Source organism: Providencia sp. PROV109 (assembly GCF_033681625.1).
Lineage (GTDB): Bacteria > Pseudomonadota > Gammaproteobacteria > Enterobacterales > Enterobacteriaceae > Providencia > Providencia hangzhouensis.
Genome location: NZ_CP096320.1, coordinates 4027194 through 4039370, shown reverse-complemented (window position 1 = coordinate 4039370; position 12177 = coordinate 4027194). Strand labels below are relative to the sequence as shown.

At 40.5% G+C, this 12177-nt stretch carries 11 protein-coding genes; all 11 read left to right on the top strand.

The features are described 5' to 3' along the window. Nucleotides 1–35: 35 nt before the first annotated feature. The 11 genes from M1F25_RS18665 to M1F25_RS18615 all read left to right on the top strand — a co-directional run bounded on the left by M1F25_RS18665 (nucleotide 36) and on the right by M1F25_RS18615 (nucleotide 12177). On the top strand, nucleotides 36–788 hold the full coding sequence (locus M1F25_RS18665; RefSeq protein ID WP_004259578.1) for a molecular chaperone: 753 nt from the start codon (nucleotides 36–38) through the stop codon (nucleotides 786–788). A gap of 10 nt (nucleotides 789–798) precedes the next feature. After that, on the top strand, nucleotides 799–1413 hold the full coding sequence (locus M1F25_RS18660; RefSeq protein ID WP_181488749.1) for a fimbrial protein: 615 nt from the start codon (nucleotides 799–801) through the stop codon (nucleotides 1411–1413). A gap of 2 nt (nucleotides 1414–1415) precedes the next feature. Then, on the top strand, nucleotides 1416–2537 hold the full coding sequence (locus M1F25_RS18655; RefSeq protein ID WP_094962365.1) for a fimbrial protein: 1122 nt from the start codon (nucleotides 1416–1418) through the stop codon (nucleotides 2535–2537). 8 nt (nucleotides 2538–2545) lie between these two features. Continuing rightward, nucleotides 2546–3109, top strand: coding sequence for a fimbrial protein (locus tag M1F25_RS18650; protein ID WP_226617009.1), 564 nt, complete (start codon nucleotides 2546–2548; stop codon nucleotides 3107–3109). 11 nt (nucleotides 3110–3120) lie between these two features. Further along, nucleotides 3121–4791 carry an O-antigen ligase family protein gene (locus tag M1F25_RS18645; protein WP_181488747.1) on the top strand — a complete coding sequence of 557 codons (1671 nt, stop codon included), beginning with the start codon at nucleotides 3121–3123 and terminating at the stop codon, nucleotides 4789–4791. Nucleotides 4792–4901: 110 nt separating this feature from the next. Beyond that, nucleotides 4902–5099 (top strand): DUF4762 family protein, encoded by a 198-nt coding sequence (locus M1F25_RS18640; protein WP_004259555.1) that lies wholly within the window; start codon nucleotides 4902–4904, stop codon nucleotides 5097–5099. Nucleotides 5100–5178: 79 nt separating this feature from the next. Beyond that, nucleotides 5179–5865, top strand: coding sequence for a thiol:disulfide interchange protein DsbA/DsbL (locus M1F25_RS18635; RefSeq protein WP_036958248.1), 687 nt, complete (start codon nucleotides 5179–5181; stop codon nucleotides 5863–5865). After that, the gene (locus M1F25_RS18630) at nucleotides 5862–6818 is read left to right on the top strand and encodes an ABC transporter (RefSeq protein WP_181488745.1); all 957 of its coding nucleotides are present in this window, start codon (nucleotides 5862–5864) and stop codon (nucleotides 6816–6818) included. The genes M1F25_RS18635 and M1F25_RS18630 overlap by 4 nt, the downstream gene beginning before the upstream one ends. A gap of 6 nt (nucleotides 6819–6824) precedes the next feature. After that, on the top strand, nucleotides 6825–9026 hold the full coding sequence (locus M1F25_RS18625) for a peptidase domain-containing ABC transporter (RefSeq protein WP_181488743.1): 2202 nt from the start codon (nucleotides 6825–6827) through the stop codon (nucleotides 9024–9026). Next, entirely contained in the window at nucleotides 9023–10204 is a 1182-nt protein-coding gene (locus M1F25_RS18620; protein ID WP_232368702.1) for an efflux RND transporter periplasmic adaptor subunit, read from the top strand. The genes M1F25_RS18625 and M1F25_RS18620 overlap by 4 nt, the downstream gene beginning before the upstream one ends. Next, nucleotides 10204–12177 carry an ABC transporter permease gene (locus M1F25_RS18615; protein ID WP_181488741.1) on the top strand — a complete coding sequence of 658 codons (1974 nt, stop codon included), beginning with the start codon at nucleotides 10204–10206 and terminating at the stop codon, nucleotides 12175–12177. The genes M1F25_RS18620 and M1F25_RS18615 overlap by 1 nt, the downstream gene beginning before the upstream one ends.

The window sequence follows — 12177 nt, the reverse complement described above, 5'->3', positions numbered from 1 at the left end:
GACAGTTTGAAAAAGTATTCTATAAGGTAGAGAAAATGGCGATTCGTATAAATAAATGGGTAGGTGGTTTGCTAGTTATGATGGTTGGCGTAGGGCAATCATATGCAGGTATTTCACTGGATAGAACACGACTGATTATTACAGGCGATGAAAACTCTGCGAGTGCTAATTTATCAAACACCAGCTCAAGTATTCCTTTTCTTGCTCAGTCATGGGTTGAAGATGCCAATGGGAAAAAAATTACATCGCCATTAGTTGTATTGCCACCATTACAGCGCATTAATGGGGGGCAAAAAGGGGTTGCTCGTGTTTCAAAAACAGCCGAGATAGATAAGTTACCTCAAGATCGTGAAAGTCTATTTTATTTAAATGTGCGCGAAGTTCCGCCAAAACCCGATAAACCGAATGTTTTACAGTTAGCGATGCAATCGCGTATTAAATTATTTTATCGGCCGACAGCCATTATTCCTAAATCTAGAAGTGCGGTTTGGCAAGACCAAGTCATATTTTATAAACAGGGAAATAACTGGCGTGCTGAAAACCCAACACCTTATTTTGTAACCATTATTAGCCTTAATAATAAACCAGTGGCAGAAGGTGGAAAAAAACTAACCGATTTTCCAGGAGTGATGATTGCCCCTAAATCGCATCTCGATATTAAGGTCAATAGTTCAGGCGAGAGTTTCACCATGATGTATGTGAATGATTATGGTGGTCATCCAGAACTTAAATACAGTTGTAGCGGAAATACGTGTAAAGCGTTACCACCAGAGCAACAGATTCGCTAGGAGTATTGATATGAACATTAGGTGCTTAGGGATCGTGTTATTGGGATTAGGAAGTTTCTCCGCAGTTGCAGAAATTGCGGATGAAAAGCTGTCTCGCCAAACATTGCTAGACGTACATAGTACTGTGCATTTGACAGGAAGCGTTTATGCATCACCTTGTGTTCTTGAATTAGAAACACAAGAGCAGTATGTCGATTTAGGTGACATCAATGCCAGAGAATTTCACCGCATTGGCGATAGAAGTACTCCTGTTGCATTTAATATTCGGCTCAAAGATTGCCAACGCGGGGCATCCAAGTCATTTGTGAATGCTGCTGGAGAGGCAACTCAAAATGCTCAGCGTTATTACTTGACGGGAGAAAGCGCAGTTTCATTGAGTATTGCGGGAGATACGGATTTTTTTAACCCTGAACTTGTGCGAGTTACAGGCGATGTTCGAGGCGCAGGATTACGTATTTCCAGTAAAGATCATCAAAACTTAATGGTCAATCAGCCAACAAGTTCATGGGTGATCAAACCTGGTGATAACAACATTACACTTAATGCCTCATTGGAATCTACAGCACAGTCTGTTTCAGCGGGAACTTTTAGCGGATTAGTTAGGCTAAAACTGGAGTATTTATAACCATGTTTGTATCCAACAACAAAAAACTAAAAGATATGACTATTGTGGCCGGTCTATTCACAATAGGGTTAATGCCGTTATCTGCTTTAGGCTTTCCTCACGGCTCCGCTATACCTGATGGGGGGACTTACACATTCGAAGCGACAATGAATAATCAGCTACTGGTCAATGAGAAAGATGCTGAAACAGTATTCAATTTTGATGTGGGTAACTGGCCTTTTTTCGATATTTACTGCCAAAGTTATATGAAGCCAGGAGGTCCTGGAAATTCAGATCCTGATTCAGGAATGACATTTGATTTAATGTCAACCATTCCTACATCAATGCAAAACCCAGGGTACCTGAACCTTAATGAATATTTTGATGTAAAAGTTGAAATTCAAATAGGGGGAAGGGTTGGTCAGAAAGTTACTGTCCCAGTGAAGGATATGTGGAATGGGGGATCTGACCCAATAGAGTGTACACCACCGAGTGTTAATAGCCGTGACTATGGCGTCGAGCTACGGACAGGGTCGAGTGGGACAATCACGTTTAGGCTGAAAAAACCGATTATTAATGGCATTACCATCAACCAAGCTGAGCTGGTACAGGTTTTTGCCAAAAAAGGCAGCCCAGCGAATGGCAGTACAGCTTATGCGCCAATCCCTTCAACTCGGGTTGTTTTAGGAGCAGGGATCATCACGGTTGCTGATGAGTGTACGATTAATGAAGGTAACCCAATTAATATTGATTTTCTTGATGTAGCAAATACGAGTGAACAGTTAAATGGAATTAATTATGCTCAGCCCTTTAAGATCCCAGTTAAATGTACCGGTGGAAGTTTTACAACAGGTGATTTAAATATCAAGCTGTCACTCTTACCGGGGGCGTCAGGCAGTGCGGATTTTAACCCTGATTATTTCGGTACGTTAAAAAACGGTGTGAAACGCACAAATCTTGGCATTGTGGTGACTGATAATGTGGCGGGTACATTGGTAAAACCGAATCAAGCATACCAAGTGCCTGACTTTATTAATAACCAAGGTACCTGGAACTTAACGGCTGCGCCAATAGCTGCGCCTGGTAGTAGTGTGGAAGAAGGTGAATTTACAAGTACCGGGACAATCCTTGCTGAATTCCAATGAGGCCGATCATGCGAAATAATAATCAGATAAAGCGTACAAAATATTTATTGTCGATTGGCTTATATTTATTAGTCTCGGGGCCGATGAGTGCGAGTGTGATCCCAACTAATATGGGAAGCTATTCATTCAGAGGCATGGTTATTGCTACGCCATGTCAGATAGCGCCGGGAAGTGAGAAGGTCCCTGTTGATTTTCAACAAATTTCGGTTAAAGACCTTTATAAAGAAGGTAAGTCGAAACCTTTAATTTTCTCAATCCATTTAACGAATTGTAATACGACCATATTTAAATCGGTGACAGTGACTTTTAATGGAATTGAAAATAAGAATCTTCCTGACCATCTTGCGATTAGTGACCAAAGTGAAGCTAGCGGAATCGGTATTGGGTTATTAAACTTAAATGAGACACCCATAGAATTGAATACGCCATCATTAGCACAAAATCTGGCAACAAATAATACGGAAATTCAATTTAAGGCTTATGTCGAGGCTGAGCCTGAAGCGAGAATTAACCAAACGATTACCTATGGGAATTTTTATAGTACTGCGTACTATACATTAAATTATCAATAACGAATGAAAACATGATGTTTGCAATCAAAATTAAAGATAATAAAAAAGAACGTTATCCATGGGTTCTTTTAAGTTTTGTCGTTATATTTTTTGGCATTATATTGCATATTTATCTGCCGAATATGGGCGGAACAGGTTTGTCATTACCATTCAATATAATTAGTAGTTTTTTTATTGCTTTTTTTATTGTATTGGTTAGTATTACACAAATTAAAAATTCAAGCTTATATTACTCTAAGTCGAGTAATTATATTACGATTGGATTGGTCTTATTATTAGGCTTGTGTTTTTTTGCGCCTAAAGATTACCAGTTTAATGCATACTTGACAGCATATTGGTTATTGGGCGCGTTATTTTTTTATCAAGCTTTACTGCAAATAAATATTTCAGAAACTGTATTGAAAATAATTGTTTGCAGTATATTATTTTCTGCTATTATTGAGAGCCTATTTTCAATAGCACAAATTTTTAATTTTTTTCCGATATCAGGGGATAGGTCATATGGCGTATTCCAACAAGTTAATGTTCTCTCTAGTTTTATTTGTGTTGGCATTGCCAGTGCAATAGGTATGTTTATTTTAATGAGAACTGTCACATGGTATGCGTCAGCCATTATCATTGTGAGTCTCGTTTTAATGAGCGTGGTATTGCCATTGTCTCAATCATTAACTGGATATTTAAATTTATTATTAATTGTTATTGTTTTTTATTTTTTTGCAAAGTATCATCGTAAATATATTTTTTATTCTTTAATGTCGATTGTTATCGGTCTTATTATTGGCTATGGAATAAAAATTGGTTTTAATATTTCTGACTTTTCTGAAAGTAAATTACAGACATCGCACATTAGATGGGTGTTATGGCAGCATAGTTTATATTTATTTAGTGAAAATATTTTATTTGGTACGGGTGTTGGTAGTTTTGAATCTGTATTTTTAGAGCGCTTTGGTGGTGGGTTACTTGGAACCAGTGAAAGGGTCATATCACATCCACATAATGAGATATTACGTTGGATGGTTGAAGGTGGGGTAGTTGGCATTGCTGCGATATTGTTAGTTATTATTGGTAGTGGGTATCTACTTTATTCTTCATTAAAAAATAAAAATAATAATTATGTTTTTTTAGTTATTGCGTTACCAATTGTTTTTCATATGATGACAGAGTTTCCATTGTGGCTATCAATACCTCATGGGATGGTATTGATACTGTTAATACGTTGTGCTGATATTCCAACTAAAAAGTATCATTTAAATAAAATTGTAGGGTATTGTTCGAAAACAATTATTGCGTTAGGTGGTTTGTTATCCATGGGGTTGCTGTATTTTACTTTGCAAACGCAGCAATATTTAACGTATATCGAAAAAACAGGGCAACAGTTTCTTCTTTCTATGAATGAGCCCGATTATAGCGAGTGGAAATATTACTTAATCAATGATCGTTATAAATTGGATCTCAATATGGGGTATTTGTTACGCTATAACGAGACACAGAACCCCTATTACTTGAATTTATTTTCGTCTTGGGCAGAAAGCTATTCTCGTTCTTGCCCAGATATTAATGTTTATTTTTCTTGGATTCTTGTTTTAAATGAATTAGGTGAGAAAGAGAAAGCAAAAAGCGTCAAAGGAAAAGCGATTTTTTTATTTGATAATAATGAGAAATTAGAAGGATTGAATTTTTAATTATTCACGTGGTAATTCGTGTGTTAATTAAAAATCTAAAGGATTTATTGGTGTTAATTATCAATAAATAGGGCGTTTTATTAATTAAAATCTATATTAAAGGAAATAACATGAAAAAGTTAAATGCTATCGAAGCTGCTGCTGTAGTTGGTGGAACAAAACAAGTTTGTACTGATTCTTACGAGAGCATCACTGTTGGTGGTGTTAAATCTTGCCAATTAGTAACGACTTGTACTGATAAGCACGGTAACAAAACATACAAAGCGAAAGCTGTTGGTGCATCAAACTGTGATGTAACAGCTCCATAGTATTAAATTTAATTTTTATTAATTGATACATGGGGAGTTATCCCCATGTATTTTTCGTACCTGAATGGAATTAACTGTTATGAATACTCGTTTTAAACCAATAACTATCACACTTTATACTCTATTTGTTATTATTGCTTCTTCACTCATGACGGTTTTGTTCTATCATATTTTTGTTTTTAATACTTTCTCAAATGATGATGCACAAGGCTCTTCTTTTATTGAATTTAATAGTGAACAAGTTCTGTTGAGTCCAATAAAAGAAAATAATAGCATCATAGAAGTCCTTTCTTATGGTTGCCATTATTGTGCAGTAAATCATGACAATGTCAGTCAATTCGAAAAAACACTCCCTGAGAATGTCAACTTTAAAGTCGTTCATTTAGCCATGGATAATAATATGGGGCTGGCTGCCTATGCGCCTATTTTTGCGACATTGGAAGAGATGGGGGTGGAATCTCAATTACGTCAGGATCTTTATACTGCCGTTATTAACGATAAGCTTGATTTAGCTAATAAAGATGTCTTAAACCAATGGTTAAAACGGCACAATATTGATTCAACCCAATACCTAAAAACCAGTGAAAGCCAAGCCGTTCAAGAACGTCTAAAAAATATGCTTGAAATTAGCAAATTTTATCAAATTACTGGAACACCTGCCTTTATTATCAATAAACGCTATGTTGTTTACCAAGACCGTGATTTTGCAGACTTTACTGCCTATATGCTTGAGTTATTAGATAAAAGTAATAAGGAGTTACGGTGATCCGGTTTTTCATTGTCTGGACGGCATTTACAGCGAAAAACTGTTTGATGCCGTTTAAAAAAGGATATCAAAAACTCAATCATAGTGGACTTGCCTTTTTACGGTTGTTATTGCGCCGAGGCTATATCACATCGGTATTATTTGTTTCTAATTTATTATGTCGTGTAGGTTTATTAGGTCGTCAATATCGTAATCGGAATAAAGTCGCCACGGAAAACTTTCGTAGTTTAATGGAAACGAAAGGGCATATTAATATGGGCTGGATAGCCGTTCGACGCTTCATTTTGGAAGAAGCAGCCACATGGGGACAAAACCAAAAAATCATGGCGCAAGTTCGAGTTTGTACACTTGAACTTGATAGCGTCGTTGCGCCTTTACACCAACAAAATAAACCCGTTGTACTTGCTCCGTTGCATATGGTTTCTGATGTTTTAGCCACCATGGTTGGGGCGGGGGTGACTCCTGGGAATGCGACGGTGGTGGTTTCGTCGAGCGCAGAGCAGCAAAAGTATAACGCTTCGGCACGTGAGTTAGGTCAGGTGAATTTATCTTATTGTTCTATTCATCAGGGAAATAAAGTATTAGCTAGCCAATTAATGACTGCGATGACAGAAACGGCGGCAGGGCAAAAAAATATGATTGTTTTCCCTGATATTACCCCTGATTACACGGTTCAAACAGAGGAAGGGGCGTCGAGCAAATTATCGTGCCATTTATTTAACCGTGCAGCAAAGCTACACAATGGTGTCGTGCGTTTGTCTAGTGCGATTTCGGCACAGGTAGTTTTTTATCATCTGTACTACCAAAACGGTTTACAAATCAAGGTTTATCCGCCTGTTGCAGCAAAAGACGTTGCAACTCAAATGCCAGCCATCATTGAAAATGCGGTTCGTCATTATCCCAATGATTGGCTTTTATGGCATAGCCATTCACTTTATTTTATTAGCCATTAAATAATAATGAAAAATATTATTCCAAATTTTGTTTCTCAAGAAGAAACCAATGAATGTGGCTTAGCATGTATTGCGATGTTAGCACAAACCCAAGGTCTCAACGTTTCTCTTGAAACCCTGCGAGAGGTCTATCCAGCATCGGATCATGGAACTTCTTTGATTGACCTTTCGTCCATTTTAGCCAATTACGGTATTGCGACGACACCGGTGTTGTTTGAGCACCAAGAGCTCAATAGTTTACCACTTCCCGCTATTTTACATTACGGAGCAAGCCATTTTGTGCTGCTTGCTTATCGCAAGGGAAATAACGTGTGTGTGATGAACCCTGCAATTGGGCAGCAGTGGCTACCTTTCTCTGCATTAAAAGCGGAAATCAGCGGTTATGCATTAATTTTAGAACCGGATACCGCGCTGGAAAAAATTGAATCATTAGCACCAGAAGACAAAAATGATGGGGCTGGGAAAAAAGCCCCTCATGCAATGAGCCTGAAAGAAACCTCAGAGATTCGCGGTGTTTATTGGTTGATGATATTCGCTTTTTTGGTTTCTTTAACGCTATTTTTAATGCCAGCCATGGTGAGCAATGCAATCAACCAAGCCTTTTCCGACGCCAAAAATGCCATTTTCCCTTATGGCTGGTTTATTGTTGCCTTTGTGGCTGCAACACTATTAGCCCTTGGTGTGAGAATGCTGAGTGAGAGATTCGTAAAACACTTTGTGTTGATTAAAAGTGGGGTTGGTTTCTCTCGTTTATTGAGTAATCCATTGCGATTTTTTGAAAAACGCGCACCCGGGGATGTTTTTAGCCGTTTTGTCGCTTGGCAGGGGGCATTAACCGAAAAAATTGAGCTGGATAACGGGCTACGAACGGATTGGGTTATTTGTGCGATAGCATTAGGTACCATGTTTTGGATTGCACCCGTATTAGCGGCTATTTCAGCTGCGGGTGTTACCGTGATGGGCTTAATTAGCGTATGGGCGATTATTCGTGATCGGTGGTATACCCAGCAGTTACAGCTAAAATCGGCAGAATTAAATGACTTTTTTATGGAGACGCTGCAAGGCATTCTGACCATAAAAACAGCAGGGATAGAAAATCAGCGTAAGGCGCAATTTGCATGGCTAAGCCGTGAATTGTTTACCTGTATACAACGCAGAAATGTGTATCAACAAATTAAAGATGGCATCTATCAATTAACTGGTAGTTTGGAGATGGTCATTTTTATGTTGGTGGTTTTACCCATGGTGGCCAATGAGTTAATTTCGTTGGGGGATTTCTTTGCTTATAGTTTCTTGCGTCAAATTTTTACCAATTATGTGACGCGTATTTTTTATGCGATTATACATAAGTCGCAACTGCATATTATTGATACACGCGCCCATTCTTTATTCCCTAAGAAAAGCGAGCAGGACACCGCACCATTCCACGAAAAACAAACCTCAGTACAAGGAAAAGCACCACACTTATCTTTCAAGGGGATCCATTTCAGTTATGACCCTGCAAAACCGATTTTAAATAATGTGTCATTAGACTTACCTTCAGGCACGCAGGTTGCCATTGTTGGGGAGTCAGGGGCAGGAAAAAGCACGTTATTACGTACCATTGCGGGTTTATTCAGCCCACAGCAAGGAGTATGCGAATCCAATGGTGAAGCCGTCAGTGTGCAGCAGCTTACGCAATTGGTTTGCTTGCAAAGCCAAGAAGATATTTTATTTAATGCGACCGTCTTAGATAACATTACGCTATTTGACCCTAACTTCCGCGAAAAAGATAAAAAAAGAGTCGAAGTGCTGCTTGATAAATTGGCACTCGGCGCAGTGATTACTCAATTACCTGGTGGGGTTAATGCGTTAATAAGAGAAAGCCATGCGGCGCTGTCACTTGGGCAACGTCAACGTTTGTTATTGGCTCGTTCGTTGTACAGTGCCCGCCCTATTTTGTTATTGGATGAGCCCACCGCCAATTTGGATGAAGAAACGGCGAAAATAGTCATGGCAACCATTCAGTCACATTGCCAGAAAACAGGTAAGACATTGATTGTTGTCACTCACAGTGAAGAGTTGGCGGCTAATTTCGATGCACTTTACCGAATCGTGGATGGGGAATTAAGTCTTGAGATAAACACCAATAAAGCCCCTTGTGTCACAGCAGGCACGCCTCAATCTGAACCTTCTTTGTTAGCGGCAATGGAAGGAACTTCCTTATGACCTCCCGCCATGTAGCACCAAAATTGGGTTTAACGACCCAACGATTACGCACTTTAGGTGGGTTAGTGGCATTGCTTGTGCTGGTCGTGGTGATCGGCCGTTTTGTGTGGCAATCACCCGCCCCAGCATTGCATGAAAACGTAATTTTATCGGTGGAACGTGGCGATATTGAAAAAGTCGTCATGGTAACGGGGACATTAAAGCCCTCAATGCAAGTTAATGTAGGTGCTCAGGTTAACGGGCAAATCAGAAAATTATATGTAAAACAAGGCGACAAAGTGGTTAAAGGGGAGTTATTAGCAGAAATCGACCCAACTATCCAGCAGTCTGAGCTCAAAAATGCAACCGCCCGGTTATCCAGTGCTCAGGCGCAAAAACGGGCTGCGGAAGCAACTTTAATACAGTACATCAAAGCCTATCGGCGTCAGGTAGTGATGCAGCGAGATGGTTCTGGTATTCGCAGTGAATATGAACAAGCGCAAGCACAATATGAGGCGCAATTACAGCAGGTTAATGTTAATGAGGCGTTAATCACACAATCAGAAATGGATGTACAAACTGCACAAGCTAACCTCAATTTTACACGAATCATCGCGCCGATTAGTGGCGAAGTACTGGGTATTGTGGCGAACGAAGGGCAAACCATCGTTTCTTCACAGACGGCACCGACCATTTTAGTGTTGGCGAACCTAGATAAAATGCAGGTTCAGACACGAATCTCGGAAGCAGATATTCAAAAAATCCACCCAGGCCAACCCCTCACATTCTATGTGATTGCGGACCCTGAAACGCACTACGAAAGTACGATGGGATATGTTCAACCCATTCCCCCCGAAGCACTTGATGAAAGTAATAATAATTCTGGGGGGCAACAGAACAGTGCAATTTATTACAACGGAACGTTCGAGGTTGATAACGCCGATCGTGCATTAAAGACATCAATGACAGCGCAAGTATTTATTCGTGTTGCACAAGCGAAAGATGCTTTACGACTCCCCATTAGTGCTCTGGGGCGAGCTGTAGGTGCAAACCAATATGAAGTGACCGTGATCAACAATGAAAAACCGGAAACTCGCACCATCAAAGTGGGGATTAATGATCGCCATTTCGTCGAAGTACTTGAGGGCATTAGCGAGGGCGAACAAGTTGTTATTCAATCAGATAATGTGGCGAGTTAATGATGGCGACGACACGAAATGTATCTTTTACCCGTCCTCTGATTGAACTTCATCATGTTTACCGTGAGTTTTCAGCCGGTACGCAAACTATTCCTGTTTTGAATGATATTTCGCTATCAATTAACCAAGGGGAAATGGTCGCTATCATTGGCGCATCAGGTTCAGGTAAATCGACTCTGATGAACATCATTGGTTGTTTAGATAAGCCTTCTCAAGGAGAAGTGTTGATCAATGGGATTGCGGTTCATGAGGTGAATAGCGATCAGTTGGCAGAATTACGTAGCCAATATCTTGGGTTTATTTTTCAGCGTTATCACCTAATGCCTTACCTGACTGCAGAAGAAAATATTGCGATCCCAGCTTTATATACGGCGATGCCAGAAGATGAGCGGAGCGCTCGAGTTGCTTTATTAGCAGAAAAGTTAGGGTTACAAACGCGCTTGGATCACAAACCTTATCAATTATCTGGTGGGCAACAGCAGCGTGTCAGTGTCTGCCGCGCCTTGGTTAATGGTGCGCAAATCATTCTTGCGGATGAACCTACAGGGGCATTAGATAGCGCTAGTGGCCACGCATTGATGGATATTTTACATCAACTTCATCTCGATGGTCACACTGTTGTGATTGTGACCCACGATAAAAATATCGCTCAGCAAACTCAGCGAATTATTGAAATTAGTGATGGAAAAATTGTTTCTGATAAGCAGAACCAAGCTCAGACAGACACAAAACAACGGAACCAGCTTCCTTCTGTTGAAGATAATGGCCGTGCATCGGTGTGGCGCAATATTATTGAGTCTATTCGTATGGCATGGCGGGCCTTACTCGGTCATCGCATGCGTGCATTTTTGTCGATGTTGGGAATTATCATCGGTATTTCTTCTGTGGTGTCATCAATGGCCGTGGGGGAAGGGGCAAGACGCTCCATCATGGATGAAATTGGGAAGCTTGGCAGCACGACTCTGGAAATTCGCCCCGGTACTGGGTGGGGGGCTAAGCGGCCTGATATGGAGCGTGCGTTATCGTTAAATGATGTTAAAAGTCTAAAGCAGTTGCCATGGATTGAGTCTGTTTCCCCCGTCGCGAGCAGCATGACGATGGTCGTTAATAAAGGCTTGGATAACTCCATCATGCTTAATGGCGTTTCAGAAGAGTATTTTGCGGCACAAGGGTTTCAGCTTTTACATGGCAGTTTCTTCAGTACGCTCGATATGGCAGACAGCGAGCCCGTTATTGTGTTGGATGAAGGAAGTCGAGAGGTACTTTTTCAGCCAGAAGAAGAGCCGTTAGGGCAAATTGTGCAGATTGGTCATTCACCATGGCGAATTATTGGTATTGCCCGTAAACCGGGGCCCAAAATGTCGAGTGGCTTTGTTATGGGGTGGGCACCTTACTCATCGTTACAGCAACGTGTGGTCGGGGACAAACCCATTGAATTTATTTCGTTGCGCTTCCCTGAAAACTTAACTTCTCAACAAGCTGAATTACAGGTTGAGCGTTTGTTATTACGCGAACATGGTAAAAAGGACTTTTTTATTCAGTCGGATGACCAGCTCGCAAATGCATTACAAAAAACATCCGATTCTATGTCATTACTGATCACTTCGATTGCCGCTATTTCCTTATTGGTTGGGGGCGTTGGGGTGATGAATATCATGTTGGTTTCTGTGACGGAACGAACTCATGAAATCGGGATCCGCCTTTCCGTCGGAGCGCGTCCTCAAGATATTATGAACCAATTTTTGATAGAAGCCGTGATGATTTGTTCGCTTGGCGGGTTAATTGGTATTGTCGGTGCATGGTTAGCGGGGTGGGTTTTCTCTTATTTCACCACTGAATTTACGATGGTATTTACCCTGTTCCCCGTTTTATTAGCGTGCGGTTTCTCCGCTCTAATTGGTTTGGTTTTTGGTTATTTTCCTGCTCGTCGGGCTGCCAAACTCAACCCAACGGAGGCATTGGCACGCGAATGA